At 74.7% G+C, this 25,406-nt stretch carries 22 protein-coding genes; 6 read left to right on the top strand and 16 right to left on the bottom strand.

The window, feature by feature from the left end; all coding sequences use genetic code 11:
• Positions 1–34: 34 nt before the first annotated feature.
• A complete protein-coding gene (locus C1708_RS18575; protein ID WP_106413734.1) occupies positions 35–481 on the bottom strand; it encodes an SCO4402 family protein in 447 nt (148 codons plus the stop codon).
• Positions 482–653: 172 nt separating this feature from the next.
• Here C1708_RS18575 and C1708_RS18570 point away from each other — a divergent pair, with 172 nt between their 5' ends.
• Positions 654–1,961 carry an ABC transporter substrate-binding protein gene (locus C1708_RS18570; protein WP_106413733.1) on the top strand — a complete coding sequence of 436 codons (1,308 nt, stop codon included), beginning with the start codon at positions 654–656 and terminating at the stop codon, positions 1,959–1,961.
• A gap of 29 nt (positions 1,962–1,990) precedes the next feature.
• On the opposite strand, the gene C1708_RS18565 is transcribed toward C1708_RS18570, so the two are convergent.
• Both C1708_RS18565 and C1708_RS18560 read right to left on the bottom strand, forming a co-directional pair.
• Positions 1,991–3,739: a hypothetical protein gene (locus C1708_RS18565; protein ID WP_106413732.1), complete on the bottom strand. Its 1,749-nt coding sequence runs from the start codon at positions 3,737–3,739 to the stop codon at positions 1,991–1,993.
• A 189-nt stretch (positions 3,740–3,928) separates the two neighbouring features.
• Positions 3,929–5,314: an NsdA family TPR-like regulatory protein gene (locus C1708_RS18560; RefSeq protein ID WP_106413731.1), complete on the bottom strand. Its 1,386-nt coding sequence runs from the start codon at positions 5,312–5,314 to the stop codon at positions 3,929–3,931.
• A gap of 309 nt (positions 5,315–5,623) precedes the next feature.
• Between C1708_RS18560 and C1708_RS18555 the strand changes: the two genes are divergently transcribed.
• Both C1708_RS18555 and C1708_RS18550 read left to right on the top strand, forming a co-directional pair.
• Positions 5,624–6,286 carry a bifunctional DNA primase/polymerase gene (locus C1708_RS18555; protein WP_106413730.1) on the top strand — a complete coding sequence of 221 codons (663 nt, stop codon included), beginning with the start codon at positions 5,624–5,626 and terminating at the stop codon, positions 6,284–6,286.
• Positions 6,287–6,355: 69 nt separating this feature from the next.
• Positions 6,356–7,042 carry an ATP-binding cassette domain-containing protein gene (locus C1708_RS18550; protein WP_106413729.1) on the top strand — a complete coding sequence of 229 codons (687 nt, stop codon included), beginning with the start codon at positions 6,356–6,358 and terminating at the stop codon, positions 7,040–7,042.
• Here the strand turns inward: C1708_RS18550 and C1708_RS18545 are convergent.
• Both C1708_RS18545 and C1708_RS18540 read right to left on the bottom strand, forming a co-directional pair.
• Entirely contained in the window at positions 6,976–7,854 is an 879-nt protein-coding gene (locus tag C1708_RS18545; RefSeq protein ID WP_106413728.1) for an alpha/beta fold hydrolase, read from the bottom strand. The genes C1708_RS18550 and C1708_RS18545 overlap by 67 nt on opposite strands.
• A gap of 572 nt (positions 7,855–8,426) precedes the next feature.
• Positions 8,427–9,119: an iron-dependent transcriptional repressor DtxR gene (locus tag C1708_RS18540; RefSeq protein ID WP_106413727.1), complete on the bottom strand. Its 693-nt coding sequence runs from the start codon at positions 9,117–9,119 to the stop codon at positions 8,427–8,429.
• Positions 9,120–9,350: 231 nt separating this feature from the next.
• Here C1708_RS18540 and C1708_RS18535 point away from each other — a divergent pair, with 231 nt between their 5' ends.
• On the top strand, positions 9,351–10,106 hold the full coding sequence (locus C1708_RS18535; protein ID WP_106413726.1) for an SIS domain-containing protein: 756 nt from the start codon (positions 9,351–9,353) through the stop codon (positions 10,104–10,106).
• Between the two features lie 310 nt (positions 10,107–10,416).
• Here the strand turns inward: C1708_RS18535 and C1708_RS18530 are convergent, their stop codons facing one another.
• Positions 10,417–11,811, bottom strand: a complete 1,395-nt coding sequence (locus tag C1708_RS18530) for a PAS domain-containing protein (RefSeq protein ID WP_106413725.1) — start codon at positions 11,809–11,811, stop codon at positions 10,417–10,419.
• 540 nt (positions 11,812–12,351) lie between these two features.
• Positions 12,352–13,452 (bottom strand): citrate synthase 2, encoded by a 1,101-nt coding sequence (locus tag C1708_RS18525; RefSeq protein ID WP_106413724.1) that lies wholly within the window; start codon positions 13,450–13,452, stop codon positions 12,352–12,354.
• A gap of 304 nt (positions 13,453–13,756) precedes the next feature.
• Between C1708_RS18525 and pdxH the strand changes: the two genes are divergently transcribed.
• Complete coding sequence (gene pdxH / locus C1708_RS18520) at positions 13,757–14,425, top strand: pyridoxamine 5'-phosphate oxidase (protein ID WP_106413723.1); 669 nt, start codon at positions 13,757–13,759, stop codon at positions 14,423–14,425.
• Positions 14,422–14,580, top strand: coding sequence for a hypothetical protein (locus tag C1708_RS34015; protein ID WP_157951279.1), 159 nt, complete (start codon positions 14,422–14,424; stop codon positions 14,578–14,580). The genes pdxH and C1708_RS34015 overlap by 4 nt, the downstream gene beginning before the upstream one ends.
• Before the next feature lie 10 nt (positions 14,581–14,590).
• Here C1708_RS34015 and C1708_RS33760 read toward each other — a convergent pair whose 3' ends face one another.
• The 9 genes from C1708_RS33760 to C1708_RS18480 all read right to left on the bottom strand — a co-directional run bounded on the left by C1708_RS33760 (position 14,591) and on the right by C1708_RS18480 (position 25,356).
• Complete coding sequence (locus C1708_RS33760) at positions 14,591–15,148, bottom strand: hypothetical protein (RefSeq protein ID WP_133169073.1); 558 nt, start codon at positions 15,146–15,148, stop codon at positions 14,591–14,593.
• A 34-nt stretch (positions 15,149–15,182) separates the two neighbouring features.
• Complete coding sequence (locus C1708_RS18515; protein WP_106413722.1) at positions 15,183–15,797, bottom strand: TetR/AcrR family transcriptional regulator; 615 nt, start codon at positions 15,795–15,797, stop codon at positions 15,183–15,185.
• Positions 15,785–16,519: an enoyl-CoA hydratase family protein gene (locus C1708_RS18510; protein WP_106413721.1), complete on the bottom strand. Its 735-nt coding sequence runs from the start codon at positions 16,517–16,519 to the stop codon at positions 15,785–15,787. The genes C1708_RS18515 and C1708_RS18510 overlap by 13 nt, the downstream gene beginning before the upstream one ends.
• Positions 16,516–18,132 (bottom strand): 4-coumarate--CoA ligase family protein, encoded by a 1,617-nt coding sequence (locus tag C1708_RS18505; RefSeq protein ID WP_106413720.1) that lies wholly within the window; start codon positions 18,130–18,132, stop codon positions 16,516–16,518. Before C1708_RS18505 ends, C1708_RS18510 begins: the two co-directional genes overlap by 4 nt.
• Positions 18,133–18,172: 40 nt before the next feature.
• A complete protein-coding gene (locus C1708_RS18500; RefSeq protein WP_106413719.1) occupies positions 18,173–19,345 on the bottom strand; it encodes an acyl-CoA dehydrogenase family protein in 1,173 nt (390 codons plus the stop codon).
• An 81-nt stretch (positions 19,346–19,426) separates the two neighbouring features.
• Positions 19,427–21,271 (bottom strand): acetyl/propionyl/methylcrotonyl-CoA carboxylase subunit alpha, encoded by a 1,845-nt coding sequence (locus C1708_RS18495; protein WP_106413718.1) that lies wholly within the window; start codon positions 21,269–21,271, stop codon positions 19,427–19,429.
• A 7-nt stretch (positions 21,272–21,278) separates the two neighbouring features.
• A complete protein-coding gene (locus C1708_RS18490) occupies positions 21,279–22,877 on the bottom strand; it encodes an acyl-CoA carboxylase subunit beta (protein WP_106413717.1) in 1,599 nt (532 codons plus the stop codon).
• Positions 22,874–24,565 carry an acyclic terpene utilization AtuA family protein gene (locus C1708_RS18485; RefSeq protein WP_106413716.1) on the bottom strand — a complete coding sequence of 564 codons (1,692 nt, stop codon included), beginning with the start codon at positions 24,563–24,565 and terminating at the stop codon, positions 22,874–22,876. Before C1708_RS18485 ends, C1708_RS18490 begins: the two co-directional genes overlap by 4 nt.
• Complete coding sequence (locus tag C1708_RS18480) at positions 24,562–25,356, bottom strand: TIGR03084 family metal-binding protein (protein WP_198602531.1); 795 nt, start codon at positions 25,354–25,356, stop codon at positions 24,562–24,564. The genes C1708_RS18485 and C1708_RS18480 overlap by 4 nt, the downstream gene beginning before the upstream one ends.
• Positions 25,357–25,406: the final 50 nt, after the last annotated feature.

The following is a 25,406-nucleotide window of genomic DNA, read 5'->3' as shown; positions in this document are numbered from 1 at the left end:
GCACACACGGACCGGCGTCCGGCCGGTCGTCCCGCTACGCGGAACGGGTCAGGATGCGCAGCACCTCGAGCGTGCTGGGCGGCGCGTCCGGGTCGTCGCCGTCGCTCGCCGCCATCCGTACGTGCGCGTCGCGCGCCGCGCGCACCGCCTCCGGCCAGCCCTCGTGCTCCAGGTACGCGGCGACCGGGGCGTCCGGGCCGACCTGGTGCATGATCCGCAGCACGCGCAGCACGGCGGTGTCGACGAGCGCGGCCTCCTGGGAGTCGCGGAAGATCGTGCCGACGTACTTCTCCGCGGACCAGTTGTCCAGCCAGGTGTCCTCGACCAGCCGGTACACGGCGTCGGTGACGTCCCCGTAGCCGGGGACCCCGGCCAGCCAGACGTCCCGCTGGAAGACGGGGTCGGAGAGCATGTGCAGCGCGGAGCGCACATTGCTGCGCCAGCGCCACCACGGCATGTCGTTGAGCGGCATGCCGCCCATGGTGGAGGAGCGACGGCCGCGACGGGAAGAGTTCTCCGAACCTTGCACGGTCGTCGATCGTACGTTTCCACCTCGCACGCGCCGGACGGACCCCCGCAATTCACCTCCGCGTCGCCCCTCGTCGACCGAGCGTCACGTCACGGTTAGCCGTGTGAGGGAAGGGTGCGGGGGCATGACCGGCAGGCGACGCACCCCCAGCACCGTCCTCCCCCGCCCCTTCGTCCGGCCCGCCCGCGCCGGCGTCCTGGCCGCGGGCGCGCTGGCGGCGTGCGCCGCGCTGGTCGCCGGCTGCGGGGTCGTCCCCGGCGTCACGGGGGGCTCCGGGGACGACACGATCACCGTGATGACGTGGGCGCCCGAGGGCACCGGCGCCACCAACAAACCCGGCATACCCGCGTTCGCCGAGGCCTACGGCCGCTGGGTGAACGCCCGCGGCGGCCTCAACGGCCGCACGCTGGAGGTGCTGACCTGCAACGAACGCGACGACGCGGTGGCCGCGGCGCGCTGCGCCCGGCGCGCGGTGGCGGAGAACGCCGTCGCCGTGGTCGGCTCCTACAGCCAGCACGGCGACGCCTTCCTGCCCACGCTGGAGGCCGCCGGCATCCCGTACATCGGCGGCTACGGCATCACCCACGACGAGTTCACCAGCCCGCTGTCCTACCCCGTGAACGGCGGGCAGCCCGCCTTGCTCGCCGGGCTCGGCCGCACCCTCGCCGACGTGTGCGGGCCGGTCGCCCTGGTCCGGCCGGACACCATCGCGGGCGACCAGCTCCCGCCGCTGCTGGACTCCGGCCTCACGGCGGGCGGCCACGACCCGGCCGGCGACCTGCGCGCCGCCGAGGCCGCGACCTCCTACGGCGACGCCGCCGAGCGGGCGCTGGAACACGCCGCCACCGACACCGGGGAGAAGGGCTGCGTGGTGCCGGCGCTCGGCGACCGCACCGGCACCTTCATGGACTCCTTCCGGCGGGCCCGCGGCGAGCACCCCGAGGTGCGCACCGCGACCGTGCTGGGCAGCGTCGACCAGACGGTGCTGGACGCCTCCGGCGGGGCGTCGGGACCGTACGAGGGGGCGTACGTCACCGGCTGGTACCCGGAGGCGGGGGACGCGCGCTGGGACCCGATGAAGGAGGTCGTCCGGGCGGAGGCGTTCGGCGACAACCGGATCGACCCGGCGGACGCCGGGGTGCAGACGACCTGGATCGCCTACACCGTGTTCCGCCAGGCCGTGGAGTCGCTCGGGGACGGGGAGGTCAGCGCGGACGCCGTGACCGGCGCGCTGGACGGCGGTCTGAAGGTCACCACCGGCAACCTCACCCCCACCCTGCGCTGGGCGTTCCAGGACGCCCTCGCCGCGGTCGGCCTCCCCCGCCTGGTCAACGCGAACGTCACCCTCCAGGTGGTCGAGGGGGGCCGCCTCGTCTCAGCCGTGGACGGCTTCACGGACGTGACGTCCACGTTGAAGGAAGCAGCCCTGTAGGAGCGCCCGCCCTCGGGCGGACCCACCCCTCACAACTGCGTGGGAGTCCGCTCGGTCAGCCCGTACTGCCGGGCGATCCCGTTCCACAGCTTCGCGGCCTTCTTCTTCTGCTCGGTGGCGGTCCCACTCGCACGGTTCCCCGCCTCGGTCTCCCCCGTGCTGCGCGCCTGCCCCTTCTTGCAGCCCTTCTTGCCCTTGGTCTGGTCCGCCCAGCGCGCGTAGTGGTCGTCGGCCGAGGCGGACGCCTTCCACGCCTCCCGCAGCGCCTCGGTCAGCGCCTCGTGCTGGGGCAGCTTGTCCACGGGGAGCTGGGACAGGTCGGTCACCAGCTGGTTCCGCTGCTTGGCGGCCTCCCGCAGGTCGGAGGCGGCCTTGCCGAGGTCGCGGCACGCCTTCACGTCCTCCACCGCGCTGATCACGGTGCTGCGGCTGTCGCCGCTGTGCGCCAGCAGCTTGTCCAGCTCGACGGCCTGCTCGCGGGCCGGGTCGACGGTCGGCGAGGGGGAGGCCTCCACGCTCGCGGGCGCGGTGGCGGAGACCGGCTGGTTCGTGCCGCCGTCGTCGTCCTTGCCGCCGCTGCCGAGCAGGGCGCCCGCGCCGACGCCGACGACGGCGAGGCCGACGCCGACCGCGGCGATCAGCGGCCAGCGGGGGCCGCCGTTGCCGCCGCCACCGCCGCGTCCGCCGTGGCCCCCGCGGCCCGCGCCGGGCGGGGCGGGCGGTCCGGGCGGGGTGCGGTCGGTCCGGGCGGGAGGGCCGTAGTCCACGCGCGGCATCTGCTGGGTGGCGCCCGCCGCGCCGTCGTCGTTGCGGAAGAGGTTGTCGAACTCGGCGGGCGGCTGCCGGCCGGCGTCACCGGGCGCGGCGCCGTACGGCTGCGGCGGCCCCTGGTCGGTGACCGGGGCGATGAACTGGGTGGGCTCGGCGTCCGGGGCGCCGGGCCGCGGAAACGGCCCCGGGCCGGCCGGCTGCTGGGCGATGCCGAGGTCGCGGGTGGCCTCCGCGTCGTGCGCGGCGGGCATCTCGGGCGGCAGCGCGCCCGGGGCGACCGGGGGTATGTACTGGGTCGCGCCCTCGTCGGCTCCGCCCGCCGGGACCGGGGGGATGTACTGGGTCGCGCCCTCGTCGGCTCCGCCCGCCGGGACCGGGGGGATGAGCTGCGTGGCGCCCTCGTCCACGCCGGGCGCGGGCGGCGGCAGCGGAGCGCCGTGGGCGGGCGGGTAGCCGTACCCGCCGCCGGGGGCGCCGTAGCTGTGCTGCGGAGGCAGCGGGCCGCCCGCGGCGTGCCCGCCGTACGCGGCGGCGCCTGAGGCGGCCTGGCCGTAGCCGTCGGTGCCGGTGTGGCCGTAGCCGGGGCCCTGCTGCCCGGCGGGCGCGCCGCCCCGGCCGTAGGCGTCGTGCCCGCCGTGCGCGGGCGGGTAGCCGCCCTGGGGCGGGGCGCCCTCGGGCGGCAGCGGGCCGGGGCCGCCCTGCGGCCGGCTTCCGGCGTCCCAGGAGGGCGGCTGCTGCTGCCACTGCCCGTCGTCCGCGGACGGCCACCCCTGGCCCGCGGAGGGGGCGGCGGCCTGCTGGTCGGGGCCCCAGGAGGTCCCCCAGGTCCGGCCGCCGGGCGGCGCCGAGGCGGGGAACCCGCCGGCGGACGGACCGCCCGTGCCGCCGGGCGCGACCGGACCGGACGTCAGGCCCGGCAGCAGGGGCTCACCACCGTCCGAGGGCAGCACGATGCCTTCGCGCGCGGGGGGCGCCGAGGGCTCCTCGCCCTGTCCACTCTGCGTCACCGGGACTCCTACCAATGGGGGACCTTGTGAATCGTCGGCTCACGCTACCGGGTCCCCGGAGCCCCGTGCCACGCAGCACAGAACCCGGCCTCCTGCCCTGTGAGCGCGGTAACAGAACCTGGTCACCACACGCTGATCACGTCCCCTCCGCCCCGCCCGCCTCCCGTGCCGCACGCGGTGTCGCGAACGTCACGCCGCCGTCTGGAGCTCCATCCGCGCCCCGAACTCCCGTACCACCGGCTCCTCCCGGTACGGCTCGAGGCGTTGCTGGAGGTCCTCCAGGTACTCCGCGCCCCGGTCGGAGCGCAGCTTGCCGAGCAGTTCGGCCGCCTTCAGGCCCGTGGCACAGGCCTGTTCGATCTCGCGCTGCTGCACCTGCGCGGTGGCGAGCAGCACATGGCCGATGGCCCGGCGCCGCGCGCGTGTGGGCGGGTGGCCGTCCAGCGACTCCTGCGCGCACCGTACGGCGGCCTCCGCCTGGCCGAGGTCGCGGTGGCAGTGCGCCAACTCGTCGGCCAGGTACGCCTCGTCGAAGTGCGCGATCCACGGCGGGTCGTCGCCCGAGCCCGGGTCGGCGGCCTCCAGGGCGCTCACGGCACGCCCCGCTGCGGTGTGCGCGGCCTGGGCGTCGCCCATCAGCGCGTGCCCGCGGGCCTCGGCCGCGAGGAACATCGCCTCGGCGCGGGGTGTCACGCGCCCCCGCGTGCCCTCCTGCGCCGCGCGCGCCAACTGGGCGATCTCGCGCGGGTTTCCGAGCTGGGCGGCGAGGTGGCTCATGGACGCGGCGAGCACGTACCCGCCGTAGCCGCGGTCCCCGGCGGCCTGCGCGAGCCGCAGCGCCTGGATGTAGTACCGCTGGGCCAGGCCCGGTTGGCCGGTGTCGACGGCCATGTACCCGGCCAGTTCGGTCAGTCGGGCGACGGCGGCGAACAGGTCGCGCCCCACCGCCTCGCGGTACGACCCCGCCAGCATCCCCGAGACCACGCTGTTGAGGTAGTGCACCGCGACCGGGCGGACGTGCCCGCTGCCGTACTGGTGGTCCAGCGCGACCAGCGCCTCCGTCATGGACCGCACCGCCGCCACGTCCGACTGGCCCACGCGCGGCCCGGTGGAGCGCGCGACCTGGCCGTCGGGCGCGGAGATCAGCCAGTCCCGGCTGGGCTCCACCAGCGCGGAGGCGGCGACGGACGACCCGGACAGGAAGTCCCGCCGCCCCACGTCGCTGCGCCACAGCTCGCAGACCTGCTCGATGGCGCCCAGTACCGTCGGCGAGAACTGGAGACCCACCCCCGACGCGAGGTTCTTGCCGTTGGCCATGCCGATCTCGTCGATCGTCACCGTGCGGCCCAGCTTGCGGCCCAGCGCCTCCGCGATGACGGCCGGCGCCCGGCCCCGCGGCTGCTGTCCGCGCAGCCAGCGGGCCACCGACGTCTTGTCGTAGCGCAGGTCGAGGCCGTGCTCCGCGCCGCACATGTTGACCCTGCGGGCCAGTCCGGCGTTGGAGCATCCGGCTTCCTGGATGAGCGCCTGCAGCCGTTCGTTCGGCTGCCGGGCGACGAGCGGCCTTGCGGCCATGGCGTACCCCCTGAGGCTGCGGTGCCTGCCCACGCACCGGGTTGACGTGTTGTCCGCGGCCGTACGTCTCACGTCGTCCCGGCGAGACGTCCGGCCGGGAGGATCAATGCCCCGTCGAGATACCGACAATGCGGGACATGTGAGAATTGCCGGGGTATCGACGGTTGCCGACCCCCCTCCTGGTTACCCCGTCGCGGTGGCGGATCCTCCCGCGCGCCCCCATGGATGCACCCATGCGCCCCGGACACGGGTCCGGTGCCCCTCCCCCGCGCATTCGACAGGGCGTAACCCCTGGTGACGGGAGTAGTTGTGTTCATCGTGGAAGAGACGATCGCGGGCGCCGACGCCGTACAGATCCCGACGCAGCGCGGGGAATCGCTGCTGGAGACCGCCGTGCGCTATGCCGAGGAGCGCCACTGGGACGTGGTGCCGGGCACCTGGACCGAGGTCGTCGACGGGATGCACGCCTGCTCGTGCGGTGACGCGGCGTGTTCCGCCCCCGGCGCGCACCCGGCGGGACCCGACTGGGCGGACCGGGCGACCGGGAGTGCCGGCGCCGCGCGCCGGATGTGGCAGCAGCGGCCCGGCGCCTCGATCCTGCTGCCCACCGGGCGTGCCTTCGACGCGATCTCCGTGCCGGAGACGGCCGGTCTCCTGGCGCTGGCGCGGATGGAGCGGATGAGCCTCACGCCCGGCCCGGTGACCCGGACGCCGCACCGGCGCACGGAGTTCTTCGTGCTGCCCGGAGCGGCGGCGAAGCTCCCGGATCTGCTGCGCGCGCTGGGCTGGATGGCGTCGTCGCTCGATCTGGCCGTCCTGGGCGAGGGGGCGTACGTGACCGCGCCGCCGACCCGGGTCGGGCGCCACGGCGCCGTGCAGTGGGTCCGCCGGCCGACCCAGGAGAACCGCTGGCTGCCGGACGCGGAGGAGCTGGTGCCGGCGCTCGCGTACGCCTGCGGCCAGAACCGGTGACGAAGCCTCACTCCCCGGGTCCGCGTGCCGCGTTGGTCTCCCCGTAGGCTCCGGGCGACGGAGGAAGACGTGGTGGGGGCTGTCGCCGTACGCGCGCAGGGGTTGTGGAAGCGGTCCGGGGAGCAGGTCGCCGTCGGCGGGATCGACCTGGAGCCGCCCGCGGGGCGGTTCGTCGGCCCGGCCGGGCCGAACGGCGCCGGGAGGACGACCGCCCTGTCCCTGGTGACGGGGCTGCTGCGCCCGGACCAGGGCGCCGGCGAGATCGCCGGCCACGACGTGTGGCGCGGCCCGGTGCAGGTGAGGGCCCGGATCGGCGTCTTCCGGGAGGGACTTCGCCCCTTCGAGCGGCTGTCGGGGCGTGAACCGCTCGCCTGCGCCGGCCGGTCGCGCGGACTGTCCGGCGAGGAGGCCGACAAGCGGGCCGCCCGACTGCTCGACGTGCTCGGCCCGGGCGGCCTCCGCCTCGCCGCGCCCCGGACGGCGGCCCGCCTCCCGGGGATCGTCACGGCCGTCGGCAAGGGGTGGGCGGGGAGCCCGCGCACGCCGGGCGACGCCGTCCCCCGCGGGCTCCGGCGGGCCGGGGCGGTCCTGGTGCGGGACGGCCCCCGGCCGGCCCGGTCAAGACCGGCGGCGGCCACCGCGGCGTACCGTGGCCCCTCCCCGGGCGTCACCGCCGGCCCTCGCCGGCCTCACGCCGCGTCGAGGGAGGCCAGGAAGGGTTCGATGGCGGCGAGCCAGGCTTCGGGCTGGTCGTAGTGGACGAGGTGGCCGGCGTCGGCGACCTCGGCGTACTGGCCGCGGGGGAGGACGCGGACCATCTCCTGGGCCTCGGCGCGGCCCAGTTCGCCGTCCAGGCCGCGGACCACCAGGGCGGGGCAGCGGACCTGGGCCAGCTCCTCCCAGTGGGCGTCGTGGACCCAGGTCTCGCGGGAGCGGAGCATCTGGTCGGGGTCGAAGACGGGGCGCCAGCCGTCGGAGGACTCGGCCATCACCTCGACGTAGAACTCGCCCCGGGCCGGATTGGGCCGCTCCACCCAGGGGTCGTCCTCGCCGAACCACTTCCGTACGTCGGCGAGGGTGGCGAAGGGGACCGGCCAGGACGTGAACCACTCCGCCCACTCGCGCTGCGAGGCGCCCCCGAGGGCGGAGGCCCGCATGTCGCAGATGACCAGGCCACGGACCAGGTCGGGGCGTTTGGCGGCCAGCTGCCAGGCGGTCAGCGCGCCCATCGCGTGGCCGATCAGGACGGCGGGGCCGAGGCCGAGCTGTTCGAGGGCGGCCTCGGCGTCGTCGACGTAGGCGTCGCGGCTGAAGGCGCCCTCCGGGGGCTTGTCACTGCGGCCGTGGCCGCGCTGGTCGAGGGCGACCGCCCGGTGCCGCGCGGAGAGCCGGCGGGCGGTGGGCGCCCAGTGCGAGGCGCGGCCCATCAGGCCGTGCAGTAACAGCACGCCGGGCGCGTCCGGCGCGGTCCCTCCCTCGGGGCCGGGTCCGGCCTTGGCCGGGTCGCCGAACTCCCAGGCGGCCAGGCGTACGCCGTCCGCCCCCGTCACGTCGATGCGTCGCGCCATGGTCCTGGCACCCCCCAAGCTCGCTGCCTGCCCGCTGCCTGCCGCCGGCGCCCCGGCTCGCGCCGGCCGCCGGCCTCTGCCTGTTGCCATTGCCGCACGTTATCGAATGAGTATTCGAGAATGCCCTTTTGCCCGCCAACACCCCTCGTTCGAGTGACCCCGCTCGGGATTTGACCGCCGTGGCCCGGGGGAGATCTTCAGCGGGAGGCGGACCGCTCGGGGAAATCGGTCCGAGGGGAATGACCCTGAGAGCTCGGGGCTCCGGGTCAGCACAGGGGAGGACAGGCCCCGGCGCCGTGCGGCGCCGGGGCTCCTCACGTGGTCACGGCACATCGTCCCGCCCCTCCCCGGCCCGGGCGGCGTCCGCGTCGCCGGGCCAAGAACCCCTCAGGTCATATGCCTCACGCGACAGCCTCGCACGTCGGCCCGGCGACCGCTGCGATTCGGCGCAACGAGGACGCGGCGGTGCCGGATCCGGCGCGTTCCCGACCGGCGGGCGTGAACCGCTCGCCCCACCGGTCACGGCCCCGGCCGTTCCCCCCGCAGGCGGCCGGCGTCAGGGCTTGGCGGCGTCAGGGCTTGGCGACGAAGACGTGCGAGGCGACCTCCGCCTCCAGCTCCGCCGCCTCGCCGCTGCTGCCCACCAGCACGCCGCCCGCGGACTCCGTCACGCTCACCACCGAACCGGGCTGCACACCCGCCCGGCGCAGCGAGTACATCAGCTGCGCGTCCGTCTGGATCGGCTCGCCGATCCGGCGCACCACGACCGTCTTGCCCTCGGCGCCCGGGTCGAGGTCGGCCAGCGACACCATGCCCTCGTCGAGGAACGGGACGGCGCCGTCGGTCTCGCCCAGCTCCTCCAGCCCCGGGATCGGGTTGCCGTACGGCGACTCGGTCGGGTGCCGCAGCAGCTCCAGGACGCGGCGCTCGACGGCCTCGCTCATCACGTGCTCCCAGCGGCACGCCTCGGCGTGCACCTGCTCCCACTCCAGACCGATCACGTCGACCAGGAGACACTCGGCGAGGCGGTGCTTGCGCATCACGCGGGTGGCCAGCCGGCGGCCCTCCTCCGTGAGCTCCAGATGGCGGTCCGGGGCGACGGACACCAGGCCGTCGCGCTCCATCCGGGCCACCGTCTGGCTGACCGTCGGCCCGCTCTGGTCGAGCCGCTCGGCGATCCGGGCGCGCATGGGGACCACACCTTCCTCCTCCAGCTCGAGGATGGTGCGGAGATACATCTCCGTGGTGTCGATCAGTCCGGACATACTTGCCCCTTGATGAGATCTGCGGATTGGCTCTGCCGGAAGGCTGGACGACTCACCGGCGTGTGCGCTGGCCCGATACCCAATTCTTACGCATACGACGGACAACCGGGCCGCGCCCCGGAAACGCGGGGGTCCGGCCACCGGGAGAACGGCCGTCCGGGCACCGTATTGACACGGCAGCGGTCCGGACCGCACGGTGATCCGCGACAGGTCCGCCCCGAAGGGAGCCGCATGAGCGACCGCACGCCCGCCGGTCAGTTCCTCGACGCCGCGATCGGGCTGTTGCGGCGGCTCCGCGACGAGGAGGACGGGCCGATGGCGGCCGCGGGCACGATGATCGCGGACACGGTCGCCGACGGCGGACGGCTCTTCGCCTTCGGCGCGGGCCACTCCTCGCTCGCCGCGCAGGACCTCGTCTACCGCGCGGGCGGGCTCGCCCTGATGAACCTGCTCACCGTGCCGGGGGCCGTCGGCGTCGACGTCAGGCCGGCGACGCTGGGGTCCGCACTGGAGCGGGTGGACGGGCTGGCGGGTGTGGTGCTGGACTCCTCCCCGCTGCGGGAGGGCGACCTGCTGGTGATCATCTCCCTGTCCGGGCGCAACGCGCTGCCGGTGGAGATGGCGGTGAAGGCGCGCGCCAAGGGCGTGAAGGTGATCGGCGTGACGTCGGTGGCGTACGCGGCGCGGACGACGGCGCGGAATCCCTCCGGGACGTTCCTCAAGGACCACTGCGACCTGGTGCTGGACTCGGGGGTCACGGTCGGCGACGCCGAGCTGACCTGGGAGGGCGTGCCCACGCCGTTCGCGCCGGCGTCCACGGTCGTCACCTCGGCGCTGCTGCAGGCGGTCATGGCCACCGCCGCGGCCGCCCTCGCCGACCGCGGCATCGAGCCGCCCCTGCTGCGTTCGGGCAACGTCGACGGCGGCCACGACTGGAACGCCCACGTGATGTCGGAGTACGGCGACCGGATCTTCTACCAGCACTGAGCCCGGTACGCCGCGGGCCGCACCGGGGCGGACACCCCGACGTCCCGGCGCCCCGGCCGCGTGCGCGGGGCACGCACGGGTCCGCGCCCTACGGCTGGGGCGGTCCTGAGTCGCCGCGTCCCGGCGTCTCGAGAACCGCGCCCTGCGCCCCGGTCACCTCGGCAGCCCTTGCGCCCGAGCCACCGCCTCGGGCACGTCCGCGACGGAGCTGTCGCTGCCGTACGTTGGCGGCGCGATCACGGCCGCCGGCTCGCGGACCTCCGCGTCACCGCCTCGCCTCGGACGGCTGCCGGTGGGCCCGGCCCGCGCCTCACCGCTCCCCGGGCAGCAGCGACGCCAGGTCCAGCGCCGTGGCGATGTGCGCCGCGACGTCCTCCGCGTACACCGCGTCGGCGCGTTCGAAGGCCGTGCGGTTCGACGTGCGCAGAAACGTCACGGCACCGAGGGTGCGACCGCGGCTGCGGAGGGCCGTGCACAGGGCGTGGACCGTGTCCTTCGGCCACTGGCGGGCCAGCGCCCACTCCCGTGCCGCGTCCCCCTCGAGCGAGCCCGCGCCGGCCCGCACCGACCCGGCGCGCTCCACGCACTGCAGCGCCGGGTGCCCGCCGGCGTAGAGCGCCGGGAGCCCCGCCCTGCCGTCCAGGCGACTGGGGCCCGAACCGCCGGAGGGGGTCTCGGCGATCCGCACCAGCCGCACCCGGCCGGCGTCGGCCCCGCCCTCGGCGACCCGGTCGATCAGGGCGTGGTCGGCGAAGCCGGCGAGCGCGAAGTCCAGGTGGACGGTCGCCGCCTCGGCCGGGTCCTCGCACTCCGCCGCCGCGCGGGCCGCCCGGTGCAGCTGCTGGGCGCGGAAGCGCAGCAGCGACGCCTCCTGCTCGCCCTGCCGCGATTCGGTCACGTCCTGGAACAGCCAGCCCACTCCCAGCGGCACCGGCTCCTCCGCGAGCGGCGACGACAGCCGCACGAACCCGTTCCGCCAGCACCTCCGGCGCTCGCCCTCCGGCGTCCGCACGGTCACCCACAGCTCGGCCGGCGCGGGCGGCGCTCCCTCGGCGAGCACGTGGGTGAGCGCGCTCTCCAGCTCCTCCACGCCCTGGGCCAGCAGCTCCCCCAGCGGCCGCCCCAGCACCGACGTGCGCCCCGCGCCGAGCGCCCGCGCGGCATGCGCGTTGACCACGGCGGGACGCAGGTCGGCGTCGACGAGGACGACGCCCCAGCTCGCGTCCTCCAGCAGCGCCTCGCTCAGCGCGATGGACCGCTCCAGGTCGATCTGCGCGTGCACCTCGCTGAACGCGCAGTAGACCCCGGCGGGCCTGCCGTCGGGGCCGCGTACGGCGGCGGACTGGGTGCGCACCAGCACGCGGCGGCCGTCCTTGGTCAGCAGCGCGAACTCGTTCACCTGCCGGCCGGGCGCGTCCATGGCCGACATCAGCCGGGCCTCGACCTCCTCGGCGTCCGCGCTGCGCACGGCCCATCCGGCGAGCCCGGCCCGGCCCACCGCCTGCTCGGCGGTCCAGCCGAGGATGCGCTCGGCCTCGCGGTTCCAGTGGGTCACCACGCCGTCCGCGTCGAAGGCGCACAGCGCGGCGTCCATGCCGTCGAGCAGCGCCGCGAGCAGGTCGGAGCCGGCCGGCCCCTCCCGCTCGGGTCCGGGCCCCTCCGGCCCGAGCTCGTCGGTGGCCCCACTACGCCGGGATGCACTCACCTGAACCCCCTGCAGGCTGTGTCCGCACGTACGGCACGACGATTCGCTCACCAACAATCATTCAACTTGAACGTGACTCAGCGCACATCGAGTTCCCGACAAGACGAGGGGAATTGTTGCCCGCCTCCGTGTACCCACGCCTTCACGAGGCAAAAGACCTCACGCGGCGGCCGGGGCACGACGAGGAGGCGGCCGACCGGGCGGCGCACGCGGGCGTGCACGGGACGCACGGCGGACGCGCGGACGGTGCCGCCGGGAGGCCGGCACGAAAAAGTGGTTGATCCGGCGGCGGGTGGTTTCTTAGGGTGGCGGTACTTCGGAAAGGAGGTGGTTCGGCAGATGTATGACAACCGGACGGAAGAGGTGGCTGCGGGCTAGTGGCCCGTCGTCGTACTCGGTTCGGCGCCGGACCGGCGTGCACGAGATGCACGCAGCCGGCCTAATCCAACGCAGTCACCCGACCCGCGAGTCGCCGGTAACGTCCGGCCGGCTCCCCCGAGGGGGAACCAGACTCGCGGGTCGCCTGCGTTCCCGGACCGGTCAGCGGGCGAGGGACGTGTAGCCCTCGATCTCGCGCGGGTCGCGCGAGCCCGGGCCCACGTAGCGGGCCGACGGGCGGACCAGACGGCCCGTGCGCTTCTGCTCCAGGATGTGCGCCGACCAGCCCGCGGTGCGGGCGCAGGTGAACATCGACGTGAACATGTGGGCCGGCACCTCGGCGAAGTCCAGCACGATCGCGGCCCAGAACTCCACGTTCGTGGCCAGCACCCGGTCCGGGCGGCGGGCGTGCAGCTCGGCCAGGGCGGCCTTCTCCAGCGCCTCGGCGACCTCGTAGCGCGGCGCGCCCAGCTCGCGGGCGGTGCGGCGCAGCACGCGGGCGCGCGGGTCCTCCGCGCGGTAGACGCGGTGGCCGAACCCCATCAGGCGCTCGCCCTTGTCGAGGGTCCGCTTGACATACGCCTCGGCGTCCCCGGTGCGCTCGATCTCCTCGATCATGTGCAGCACGCGCGAGGGCGCGCCGCCGTGCAGCGGGCCGGACATGGCGCCGACGGCCCCGGAGAGGGCGGCGGCGACGTCCGCGCCGGTGGAGGCGATGACGCGGGCGGTGAACGTGGAGGCGTTCATGCCGTGCTCGGCGGCCGACGTCCAGTACGCGTCGACGGCGGCGACGTGCTTGGGGTCGGGCTCGCCGCGCCAGCGGATCATGAAGCGCTCGACGACCGACTCGGCCTTGTCGATCTCGCTCTGCGGCACCATCGGCAGCCCCTGGCCGCGCGCCGACTGGGCGACGTACGACAGGGCCATGACGGCGGCGCGGGCGAGGTCCTCGCGGGCCTGCTCGGCATCGATGTCGAGGAGCGGTTTCAGGCCCCACACGGGGGCGAGCATGGCGAGCGCGGACTGCACGTCGACGCGTATGTCGCCGGAGTGCACGGGGATGGGGAACGGCTCGGCGGGCGGCAGTCCGGGGGCGAACGCCCCGTCGACGAGCAGCCCCCACACGTTGCCGAAGGAGACGTGCCCGACCAGATCCTCGATGTCGACGCCCCGGTAGCGCAGGGCGCCGCCCTCCTTGTCCGGTTCGGCGATCTCCGTCTCGAACGCGACGACTCCTTCGAGCCCGGGTACGAAGTCGGACATCAGCGGCTCCTCTGCGGTGGGTGACAGATGGTGTTGTGGGGTGGGACGACCATGTGTCGTGGCGCGGTCGGCGTGGGTCCGGGGGATCCGCGGTCGGCTCGGGTGGACTCGCGGTCGTGGACGTCACCCCTGTGATGCCCGGCTGGCGGTCACCCAACCGGATCAGTGCCAGCACGATATCCCTGAGTGCCAGTTTTGGGGAGGGTTCGCGGCACTGAGTGCCATCCGTGAGCTTGGGCACCGCCCGTGTGTGACGTGGGACACCGGCCCCTCGGGACCCGGGGGGATACGGCAGGATGACGGCGTGACCGACCGAGACGCCGTCCCCCTCGATCTCGCCTCGATGCGCAAGCAGTACCGGACCGAGGGGCTCTCCGAGACCGACCTCGCCGCCACCCCCGTCGAGCAGTTCGCGCGCTGGTTCGCGCAGGCCGCGCGGGAGGGCGGGCTGTTCGAGCCGAACGCCATGATCGTGTCGACCGCGGACGCGGCGGGCCGGCCCAGCTCGCGCACGGTGCTGCTGAAGCACTTCGACACGAGCGGGTTCGTCTTCTACACCAACTACGACTCCCGCAAGGGCCGCGACCTGGCCGGGAACCCGCACGTCTCGCTGCTGTTCCCCTGGCACCCGGTCGCCCGGCAGGTCATCGTCACCGGCACGGCGCGGCGCACCGGCCGCGCCGAGACGGCCGCGTACTTCCGCACCCGGCCGCACGGCTCCCAGCTGGGCGCGTGGGCCAGCGGGCAGTCGACGGTGATCGCCTCCCGCGAGGAGCTCGACGCGGCCTACGCCGAGCTGGCGGCGCGCTACCCGGAGCCCGAGCGGGTGCCGGTGCCGCCGCACTGGGGCGGGTTCCGGGTGACCCCGGAGACGGTGGAGTTCTGGCAGGGCCGCGAGAACCGCCTCCACGACCGCCTGCGGTACGTCGCCGTGCCCGGCGGGGGCTGGCGGGTGGAGCGGCTCGCGCCGTGAGCGGGCGGAGGACCGGCGGACCCGACGGGAGCAAGGAGCTCTCGCTGAGCGAGGCGGCGTCCGAGGCCCGCGCGCTCGCCGCGCGCGGCGACGTCACGGTGGAGGACGTCGTCCACGCCCTCCGCTCGGTACGCGAAGCCCGTGAGCGGACGTGATCGCGCGCCCTCAGAGCGTGCCCCAGAGGTACACCGTGCGGTGGCCGTCGAGCAGCCCGGCCACCCGGGCGCGGAAGGCGTCGGTGAGCGGGGGCCAGTTCCAGAACTCGAAGCCCAGGCAGCCGAAGGCGAGCGGGGCCTCGTCCCAGCCCCGGTCCGGGACGGCGACGGCGACCGCGCATGCGGGGCGGTCGACGGTCGCGGCGCCGGTGTCGTACCACGTCCGCAGGGCGGCGGAGAAGCGGGACCACGTCCCCTCCTCGGGAGGCGTCGGGGCGCCGCAACGCGGACAGATCGCGGCGCCGGGCATGTCCGCACCGCTGGTGAAGCCCGTACGGACGGTGTGGACGGCGCGTCCGTCCGAGGGCTCGAAGTCCCGGTCGCCGGCCACCGCGCGATCCCAGTGCGGCCCCGGCGGATGCCCCAAGGGCTGTCCGAGCACGCGGTCCGTGCGTTCCGCGAGGACCACGCCCTCGGCCACCAGCCGGTCCACCACCCGCCCGGCGAGCCGGGCGGCGTCCGCTCCGCCGGCGTCGAGGTCGACGAGCGTCTGAAAGGAGTCACCCACGCGCACACCGCAGGTGACGCCGCTGACGGGACCCTCAGCCCAGGGCGTCGTCCAGCAGGTCCGCCCACTGGGCGACCACCCGGTCGCGGCGGGCGGCGTCGTCGGTGAGGAGGGTGGCGAGGCCCAGGCCGCGGGCCATGTCGAGGAAGCCCTGGACGGTCTCCCGGACGCCGGGGCGGGACTCGTCGGCGCCGAGGAGCTCCACGGCGATGCGGTGCGCGTCGCGCCCGACGCGCAGCTCCAGCTCGGTCACCCGCGGCCGCAGCTGCTCCTCGTTGGACGCGGCCACCCACAGGTGCAGGGCGGCGCGGAACAGGGGGCCGGTGTAGAGGCCGACGAGGGCGGCGACCACCGCCCGGCGGTCGTGGGCGGCGGCGCCGTCGGGGAAGAGGGCGCGCAGGGCCGTGGAGCGTTCCTCGGCGACGTACTCCACGGCGGCCGTGAACAGGTCCTCCCGGGTCGGGAAGTGGTGCTGGGCGGCGCCCCGGGAGACGCCCGCGCGTTCGGCGACGACGGAGACCGTGGAGCCCGCCCAGCCGTGTTCGGCGAGGCAGGCCACGGCGGCCTCCAGCAGCCGCTGCCGGGTGGCCCGGCTGCGGTCCTGCTTGGGGAACCGTCCGGCACGGTCGGCCGTGCTCACACCACCCATTCCGGATCCCGTCGTTCGAGGAACGCCGTCATGCCCTCGCGTGCGGGCGCGGAGGCGAAGAGGCGGGCCGAGAGCGCGGTCAGGGTGTCCGCGTCCCGGTCGAAGGTCTCCAGCACCCTAGCCGTGAGCAGCCGTTTCGTCTCGGCGAGGGCCTCGGGGGCGGACCGGCGCAGCCCGTCGAGGACCGGGGCGAGGGTCTCGTCGGCGTCGTCGCCGGCCGCGGTGAGCAGGCCGATGCGGGCGGCCTCGTCCGCGTCGAAGCGTTCCCCCGTGAGGTAGTAGCGGGCCAGGGCCCGCGGGTCGGTGCGGGGCAGCAGCGGCAGGGAGATCACCGCCGGGGCGACCCCGATGCGCACCTCGGTGAAGGCGAACGTCGACGCGCGGGAGGCGACGGCGATGTCGCAGGCGGCGAGCAGCCCCAGGCCGCCCGCGCGGACGTGCCCGGTGACGCGGGCGACGACGGGTTTGGGCAGTTCGACGATCTGCCGGAGCAGCCCGGCCAGCGCGGAGGGCGCGGGCGGGTCCTTCAGGTCGGCACCCGCGCTGAACGTGGTGCCGGTGTGGGTGAGGACCACCGCGCGGACGCCGGTGTCCTTCCCGGCGTCGGTGAGCGCGGCGGCGAGGTCGCCGACGAGGGCGGCGGACAGGGCGTTGCGGCGCTCCGGGGCGTCGAGGGACAGGGTCTCGACGCCCCGGGTGCGACGGCGGCCGATCAGGGTCACGAGGGCTCCTCGTGCGCCGCCCTCAGTTCGCGGCGCAGGATCTTTCCGGAGGCGGCGCGGGGCACGCCGTCGGTGAAGGTGACGTGCCGGACCCGCTTGTACGGGGCGACGCGTTCGGCGACGTACGTCATGACCTCGCCCTCGGTGAGGTCCGGGGCGGAGGGGTGGCGGACGACGAAGGCGTGCGGGACCTCGCTGCCGTCCTCGTCGTAGACGCCGATGACGGCCGCGTCGGCGACGCCGGGGTGGGTGAGCAGCAGCGCCTCCAGCTCGGCGGGCGCGACCTGGAAGCCCTTGTACTTGATCAGCTCCTTCACCCGGTCGACGACGAACAGCCAGCCTCCCTCATCGACGTGGCCGACGTCCCCGGTGTGCAGCCAGCCTCCCCCACTCTCGGCTCCGCTCGAGCGGGAGGTGCCCCCACCGTCGATCATCGCGGCGGTGGCGTCGGGGCGCCCGAGGTAGCCCTTCATCACCTGCGGGCCGCGGATGAGGATCTCCCCGGGCTCGCCCGGCCCGAGGTCCTTGCCGGGATCGTCGAGGGAGACGATCCGCATCTCGGTGCCGGCGATGAGCTTGCCGACGGTGCCGGGCGGGGCCTCCGCCATGAGGTCCAGCGGGACGACGTGGGTGCCGGGCGACAGCTCCGTCATGCCGTACGCCTGCCCGACCGGCGGCAGGCCGAGCCGCTGCGCGCAGGCGGCGGCGAGGTGCGCGTCCAGGGGCGCGGCGGCGCTGATGACGTGCTTCAGGGAGGAGAGGTCGTACGCGGCGACGAGCGGGTGCTTGGCGAGGGCCAGCACGATCGGCGGGGCGACGTACAGGGCGGTGATGCGGTGGTTCTGGACGGCGGCGAGGAACGTCTCCAGCTCGAAGCGCGGCAGCACGACGACGGTGGCGCCCTGCCGCAGCGGGGCGTTCATCAGCGCGGTGAGGCCGTAGATGTGGAAGAACGGCAGCACGGCGAGGATGCGGTCGCCGGGACCCGCCGTGATGGACGGCTGGAGCTGGGCGAGGTTGGTGGCGATCTGCCGGTGGGTGAGCATCACGCCCTTGGGGACGCCGGTGGTGCCGGAGGAGTACGGCAGCGCGGCGACGTCCTCGGCCGGGTCGATGTCGACGGCCGGCTCGGGGGCCGTGCAGGCGAGCATGTCGATCAGGGAGCGGTGTCCGGGCGCGCTGTCGCAGACGAAGATCTCCTCGACGCCGCCCGCGAGTTCGGCGGCCCTGCGCGCGCTGTCCAGCAGGGGGGACACGGTGACGATCCAGCGGGCCGCGCAGTCTTCGAGCTGCTTGGCGAACTCCTCGGGGGTGGCCAGGGGGTGCACGGTGGTGACGGAGGCGCCCGCGCGGGTGGCCGCGTAGAAGGCGGTGGGGAAGGCGATCGTGTTGGGGCTGTGCAGGGCGAGCACGTCCCCCTTGCGCACGCCCGCCTCGGCGAGTCCGGCGGCGACCCGCCGGTGGAAGCGGTCCAGCTGTTCGTAGGTGAGGGTGGTGCCGTCGGTGCCGTCGATCAGGGCCGGGACGCTCCCGAACTCGGCGGCGCGTGCGAGCACCGCCTCGTGGATGGGGAGTTCGACCGGCGTGACGTCTGCGTAGTCGCTGCGGAACATGGTTCCTCCAAGACGGCCGGGAGGCGTGCCGGTCGCGTGTCTAGTACGACTTGGGCAGGCCGAGGGTCTGGTGGGAGACGTAGTTGAGAATCATCTCCCGGCTGACCGGCGCGATACGGGACACGCGCGCGGCCGTGATCAGCGAGGCGAGCCCGAACTCACGGGTGAGGCCGTTGCCGCCGAGGGTGTGCACGGCCTGGTCGACGGCCTTCACACAGGCCTCGGCCGCCGCGTACTTGGCCATGTTGGCGGCCTCCCCCGCGCCGATGTCGTCACCGGCGTCGTAGAGGTGGGCGGCCTTCTGCATCATCAGCCGGGCCAGTTCGAGGTCGATGTGCGCCTGCGCGAGGGGGTGCGCGACGGCCTGGTGGGAGCCGATGGGCGCCTTCCAGACGGTGCGGTCGCGGGCGTACTCGACGGCGCGGGACAGGGCGAAGCGGCCCATGCCGATCGCGAACGCGGCCGTCATGATGCGCTCGGGGTTCAGCCCGGCGAACAGCTGGAGCAGACCGGCGTCCTCTCCCCCGCCTCCGCCCACGAGCGCGTCGGCGGGCAGCCGTACGTCGTCGAGGACCAGCTCGAACTGCTTCTCCGCGGCGCTGAGTTCCATGTCGATCTTGTGGCGCCGGAAACCCGGGGTGTCGCGCTCCACGATGAACAGGCAGGGCTTGAGGCGCCCGGTGCGGGCGTCCTCGGTGCGGCCGACGACGAGCGTGGCGTCGGCGATGTCCACACCGGAGACGAATACCTTGCGGCCGGTGAGCAGCCAGTCGCCGGTGGCGGGGTCACGCCGGGCGGTGGTGGTGATGCGGTGGGAGTTGGAGCCGGCGTCGGGCTCGGTGATGCCGAAGGCCATGATGCGGGTGCCGTCGGCGAGGGCGGGCAGCCAGTCCCGCTTCTGCTCCTCGGAGCCGAAGCGGGCGATCACCGTGCCGCAGATGGCCGGGGAGACCACCATCAGCAACAACGGGCAGCCCGCGGCGCCGAGTTCCTCCAGGACGATGGAGAGTTCGGAGATGCCGCCGCCTCCGCCGCCGTGCTCCTCCGGGAGGTTGACGCCGAGGAAGCCGAGTTCGGCGGCCTCCGCCCAGAGTTCGGTGGCGGGCCTGCCTTCCTCTACGGTGCGGGTGAAGTATGCGCGGCCGTATTTGTGGCCCAGAGCGGACACCGCCGCGCGGAGGGCCTTGTGTTCTTCTGACTCGATCACCGGCATGCGGGCTCCTTGGGAGGAGGGGCTGGGAGTCGTGGGCGGGTGCGGGTTCGTCGTGGCTGGTCGCGCAGTTCCCCGCGCCCCTCAGGGGGTTTCCTCCACCACCGCCAGGAGGGCGCCGAGCTCCACCTGCTGGCCTGGGGTCGCGTGGAGGGTGGTGAGCGTTCCTGTCGCGGGCGCCGTGATCTCGTGCTGCATCTTCATCGCCTCCAGCCAGAGCAGGGGCCGGCCGGCCTCCACGCTCGCGCCCTCCGTGACGCCCTCGGCGATGCGGACCACCGTGCCGGGCATCGGGGCGAGGAGGGAGCCGGGGGCGTGGTCGGCCTCCGGGTCGGGGAAGCGGGGCAGGGCGGTCAGCGCCGTGGCTCCGACGTACACGCGGTCGCCGTGGCGGCCGACCTCGTAGCGGCGCCGTACGCCGTCGGCCTCCAGGATCACCAGGGACGCGTCCGCGTGCACGACCGTCACGCCGTCGGCCGCGAGGCCGGTGCGGGTGTGGCGGTAGCGCACCTCGTGCTCCTCGCCGTTCCTCGCGTACCGCTTGACCTGCGGCTGCGAGGGCACGTTGCGCCAGCCGCCGAAGCGGGAACGGCCGTGCGCGTCGGCGAGGGCGGCGGCGAGCGGGGCGTACGGGTCGGGGGCGGACGTGGTGAGGGCGGCCAGGTGGCGGTCGTAGAAGCCGGTGTCCATGCGGCCCTGTGCGAACTCCTCGTGGCGCAGGGAGCGGACGAGGAGGTCGCGGTTGGTGACGGGGCCGTGGATCACCGCGCGTTCCAGGGCCGCGGCGAGCTTGCGGACCGCCTCGGCGCGGGTGGGGGCGTGGGCGACGGCCTTGGCGAGCATCGGGTCGTAGTGGACGCCGATGTCGTCGCCGTCGGCGTAGCCCGTGTCGAGGCGGACGGCGCCGGGGACGGCCAGGCGGTGCAGGCGGCCGGTCTGCGGGGCCCAGTCGTGGGCGGGGTCCTCGGCGTAGAGGCGGGCCTCGACGGCGTGGCCGCGTGCGGGCGGCGGCTCGAGGTCCAGGGCGTGGCCCTCGGCGACCCGGATCTGCTCGGCGACCAGGTCGACGCCGAACACCTCCTCCGTCACCGGGTGTTCGACCTGGAGCCGGGTGTTCATCTCCAGGAAGTGCGCCCGGTCGCCGGCGACCAGGAACTCCACGGTGCCGGCGCCGGCGTAGCCGACCGCGCGGGCGGCACGGACGGCGAGGGTGTGGAGTTCCTCCGTGAGCCGGCCGGAGAGGCCGGGCGCCGGGGCCTCCTCGATCACCTTCTGGTGCCGGCGCTGGAGGGAGCAGTCGCGGGTGCCGAGCGCCCACACCGTGCCGTGGGTGTCGGCGAGGACCTGCACCTCGACGTGGCGGCCGTTCTCCAGGTACGGCTCGACGAACACCTCCCCGTCGCCGAAGGCGCTCGCGGCCTCCGCGCGGGCGGCGGCGAGTTCGGCGTCCAGGTCGGCGAGGTCGCGCACCACGCGCATGCCGCGTCCGCCGCCGCCCGCCGCGGCCTTCACCAGCACCGGCAGGTCGGCCTCGGTGACGTCGGTGAGCGGCGCGACGCCCATGAGCCGCTTGGCGCGCGTCTTGGACGCCATCGCCTCGATCGCCTCCGGCGGCGGGCCGATCCACACCAGTCCGGCGTCCTGGACGGCGCGCGCGAAGCCGGCGTTCTCGGAGAGGAATCCGTAGCCGGGGTGCACGGCGTCCGCGCCGGCCGCGAGGGCGGCCTTCACGATCAGGTCGCCGCGCAGGTACGTGTCGGCGGGCGCCGAGCCCGGGAGCCGTACGGCGGTGTCGGCGACGCGCGTGTGCAGGGCGTTCCCGTCGGCGTCGGAGTGCACGGCGACAGTCGCGATGCCGAGGTCGCGGCAGGTGCGGGCGATGCGGCAGGCGATCTCGCCGCGGTTCGCGACGAGCACGGAAGCAATCACTGGGGCCTCACATCCGGAAGACGCCGAAGCCGCCGCGCGCGCCCTCGTAGGGCGCGGTGTGGACGGCGGACAGGCACAGGCCGAGGACGGTGCGGGTGTCGCGCGGGTCGATGACGCCGTCGTCGTACAGCCGCCCGGACAGGAACATCGGCAGGGACTCGGACTCGATCTGCTGCTCCACCATGGCGCGCAGCGCCGCGTCCGCCTCGTCGTCGTACGGCCGGCCCTTCGCGGCGGCCGACTGGCGGGCGACGATCGACAGCACGCCGGCGAGCTGCTGCGGGCCCATGACGGCGGACTTGGCGCTGGGCCAGGCGAACAGGAAGCGCGGGTCGTACGCCCGCCCGCACATGCCGTAGTGGCCGGCGCCGTAGGAGGCGCCCATGAGGACGGACAGGTGCGGGACGCGGGAGTTGGAGACCGCGTTGATCATCATCGCGCCGTGCTTGATGATGCCGCCCTGCTCGTACTCCTTGCCGACCATGTAGCCGGTGGTGTTGTGCAGGAACAGCAGCGGGATGTCGCGCTGGTTCGCCAGCTGGATGAACTGGGCCGCCTTCTGCGACTCCTCGCTGAAGAGGACCCCCCGCGCGTTGGCGAGGATGCCGACCGGATAGCCGTGCAGGGACGCCCAGCCGGTGACCAGGCTGGCGCCGTACAGGGGCTTGAACTCGTCGAAGTCGGAGGCGTCGACGATCCTCGCGATCACCTCGCGCGGGTCGAAGGGGATCTTCAGGTCGCCGGGGACGATGCCCAGCAGCTCCTCCGGGTCGTACACGGGCGGCTCCGCGGGACACGGATCGGGGTACGCCTTGCGGTGGTTGAGGCGGGCGACGACCCGGCGGGCCTGGCGCAGCGCGTCCGGCTCGTCCACGGCGAAGTGGTCGGCGAGACCGGAGACGCGGGCGTGCATGTCCGCGCCGCCCAGGGACTCGTCGTCGCTCTCCTCGCCGGTCGCCATCCTCACCAGCGGCGGGCCGCCGAGGAACACCTTCGCCCGCTCCTTGACCATGATCGTGTGGTCGGACATGCCGGGCACGTACGCGCCCCCGGCGGTGGAGTTGCCGAAGACGACGGCGACGGTGGGGATGCCGGCGGCGGACAGCCGGGTCAGGTCCCGGAAGATCGCGCCGCCGGGGATGAAGATCTCCTTCTGCGAGGGAAGGTCGGCGCCGCCGGACTCCACCAGGCTGATCACGGGCAGCCGGTTGGCGAAGGCGATCTCGTGGGCGCGCAGCGCCTTCTTCAGCGACCAGGGGTTGCTGGCCCCGCCGCGCACCGTCGGGTCGTTGGCGGTGATCAGGCACTCCACGCCCTCGACGATCCCGATGCCGGTGACCAGGGAGGCACCGACGGCGTGGTCGCTGCCCCAGGCGGCCAGCGGGGACAGCTCCAGGAACGGGGTGTCGGGGTCGAGCAGCAGCTCGATGCGTTCGCGGGCGAGCAGCTTGCCGCGCTTCCGGTGCCGCTCGACGTACTTCTCGCCGCCGCCCGCGAGGGCCTTGGCGTGCTCGGCGTCGAGCTCGGCCAGCTTGGCGAGCATGGCCTCGCGGTGTTCCCGGTGGTCAGGGGCGGACGGGTTCAGGGCGGACGCGAGGACCGTCACAGGAGCACCTCCGGGATGTCGGCGTGGCGGGAGCGCAGCCACTCCCCCAGCGCCTTGGCCTGCGGATCGAAACGGGCCTGCGCGGCGACGCCCTGGCCGAGGATGCCCTCGACGACGAAGTCGAGGGCGCGCAGGTTCGGCAGCGCGTGCCGGGTGACGGGCAGGTCGCGGGCCTCCGGGATCAGCTCCCGGAACCGTGCGACGGTCAGCTCGTGCGCGAGCCACCGCCAGGCGTCGTCGGTCCGCGCCCACACGCCGACGTTGGCGTTGCCGCCCTTGTCGCCGCTGCGGGCGCCGACGACCCGGCCGAGGGGCGCGCGGAGGGTCGGCCCCGGCGGCAGCGGCTCGGGAAGAGCGGGGGGTGGTACGTCGCCGAGTACGGCGGTGTCCTGGGGCGGGTCCACGGTGATCCTGCGCCCGTCGTGGAGGACGGCCACATGGTCGACCTCGCCATGGGGGACGTACACATCCTCGAAGACCCCATAGGGGGATCCCTTCCCCGGTGGTGCCACCACATGGAACCCGGGGTAGCTGGCCAGCGCCAGCTCGATGGCGGCCCCGCTGAGCACCCGTCCGGCCTTCTGCTGGTCCGGGTCCCGCACGACGAGCCGCAGCAGCGCGCTCGCGGTCTCCTCCGTGCCGGCGTCGGCCCGGTCGGTGCGCGCGAGTTCCCAGCGGACCTCGGCGGGCGGTGACGCGGCGAGGGCGTCCTTCATCTGCTCCCGCACGAGTGCGGCCTTCGCGTCGATGTCGAGCCCGGTGAGCACGAACACGACCTCGTTGCGGAACCCGCCGAGCCGGTTCAGCCCGACCTTGAGCGTGGGCGGCGGGGCTTCCCCGCGCACCCCCTCGATCCGCACCCGGTCGGGCTCCTCCCGGGTGAGCCGCACGGTGTCCAGCCGCGCGGTGACGTCCGGCCCGGCGTACCGGGCGCCGCCCGTCTCGTACAGCAGCTGCGCGGTGACCGTGCCGACGTCGACGAAGCCGCCGGTGCCGGGGTGCTTGGTGACGACGCACGAGCCGTCGGGGTGGATCTCGGCGAGGGGGAAACCGGGCCGGCGCAGGTCGCGGGGGTCGTGTTCGGCGAAGAACGCGTAGTTGCCGCCGGTGGCCTGCGCCCCGCACTCCAGCACATGCCCGGCGACGACCGCGCCCGCCAGCCGGTCGTGGTCGGCGGGCTTCCAGCCGAAGTGCGCGGCGGCGGGCCCGGTGACCAGGGCGGCGTCGGTGACCCGTCCGGTGACCACCACGTCGGCGCCGGCCCGCAGGCACTCGGTGATGCCGAAGCCGCCGAGGTAGGCGTGGGCGGCGAGGCTGCCGGGGTGCCGGGCGGTGAGGTCGTCGCCCTCGACGTGGGCGACCCGTACGGGGACGCCGAGCCTGCCTGCCACCTCCCGTACGGCGTCCGCGAGTCCGGCCGGATGCAGCCCGCCCGCGTTGGTGACGATCCGGACGCCCTTCTCGTGCGCGAGGCCGAGGGTGTCCTCCAGTTGCCGCAGGAAGGTGCGGGCGTACCCGGCGGACGGGTCCTTCAGGCGGTCCCGGGCCAGGATGAGCATGGTCAGCTCGGCGAGGTAGTCGCCGGTGAGGACGTCCAGCTCCCCGCCCGTCAGCATCTCGCGCAGGGCCTCGGCCCGGTCGCCGTAGAAGCCGGAGAAGTTGCCGACGCGCAGGGGTGCGGCCGTCACGAGGCGTCCCCCCTCGGCTCCCGCCCTCCGCCGGGCGGACCGGCGAAGGCCTGCGCGATGTCCAGCCAGCGGTCGGCGTCGGGGCCGTCGGCGGTCAGGGCGAGGTCGGCACGGTGGGCGCGCTGGGTCACCAGGAGGCAGAAGTCGAGGGCGGGGCCGGTGACGCGTTGCGGGGCGTCCTCGGGGCCGTACGCCCAGACGTCACCGTCCGGTCCGGTGAGTTCGACGCGGAACGGGCCGGCGGGCGGAGTGAGTCCGTGGACGCCGTACGCGAAGTCGCGGGTGCGGACGCCGAGGCGGGCGATGTGCCGCAGCCGGCCGGTGGCCGCGCGCTCCACGCCCAGCGCGTCCGCCACGTCCAGGCCGTGCGCCCAGGTCTCCATCAGGCGGGCGGTGGCCATCGAGGCGGCGGACATCGGTGGCCCGTACCAGGGCAGCCGGGCCCCGGACGGCACGGCCCGCAGCGCCTTGTCGAGCGCGTCCCGCCCCGCCCGCCAGCGCTCCAGCAGCACGTCCGGCGACACCCGGGCGCCCTCCTCCGCACCCTCGTCCACGAAGGTGTGCGGGGCGGCGAGGGCGGCCTCGACCAGCTTCTGGAACCCGTCCGCGTCGGTGGCGGCGACGAGCGCCGCGTGGTCGGTCCAGGCGAGGTGCGCGATCTGGTGGGCGACGGTCCAGCCGGGGGCGGGTGTCGCCAGCGCCCACCGCTCGGGGCCGAGACCGGCCACGAGCCGGTCCAGCTCCTCGCTCTCCTCCCGCAGATCGTCGATCACAGGCGTCGGATCGGACACGAGGCGCTCCCCTCGGGGCACGGACACGGCGGCGTGCGGGCGGACGGGGG

This window comes from Streptomyces sp. DH-12 (assembly GCF_002899455.1).
GTDB lineage: Bacteria > Actinomycetota > Actinomycetes > Streptomycetales > Streptomycetaceae > Streptomyces.
This window is presented reverse-complemented; position numbering and strand designations above follow the sequence as displayed.

Bases quoted from the DNA above. Each gene is read 5' to 3' on its own strand.
- C1708_RS18515 (WP_106413722.1), bottom strand. From the start codon at position 15,797: ATGGGTGGTGTGAGCACGGCCGACCGTGCCGGACGGTTCCCCAAGCAG.
- C1708_RS18545 (WP_106413728.1), bottom strand. From the start codon at position 7,854: ATGGCGCGACGCATCGACGTGACGGGGGCGGACGGCGTACGCCTGGCC.
- C1708_RS18560 (WP_106413731.1), bottom strand. From the start codon at position 5,314: ATGGCCGCAAGGCCGCTCGTCGCCCGGCAGCCGAACGAACGGCTGCAG.
- C1708_RS18575 (WP_106413734.1), bottom strand. From the start codon at position 481: ATGGGCGGCATGCCGCTCAACGACATGCCGTGGTGGCGCTGGCGCAGC.
- C1708_RS18525 (WP_106413724.1), bottom strand. From the start codon at position 13,452: ATGTCCGACTTCGTACCCGGGCTCGAAGGAGTCGTCGCGTTCGAGACG.
- C1708_RS18535 (WP_106413726.1), top strand. From the start codon at position 9,351: ATGAGCGACCGCACGCCCGCCGGTCAGTTCCTCGACGCCGCGATCGGG.
- C1708_RS18540 (WP_106413727.1), bottom strand. From the start codon at position 9,119: ATGTCCGGACTGATCGACACCACGGAGATGTATCTCCGCACCATCCTC.
- C1708_RS18570 (WP_106413733.1), top strand. From the start codon at position 654: ATGACCGGCAGGCGACGCACCCCCAGCACCGTCCTCCCCCGCCCCTTC.
- C1708_RS18505 (WP_106413720.1), bottom strand. From the start codon at position 18,132: ATGTTCCGCAGCGACTACGCAGACGTCACGCCGGTCGAACTCCCCATC.
- C1708_RS18500 (WP_106413719.1), bottom strand. From the start codon at position 19,345: ATGCCGGTGATCGAGTCAGAAGAACACAAGGCCCTCCGCGCGGCGGTG.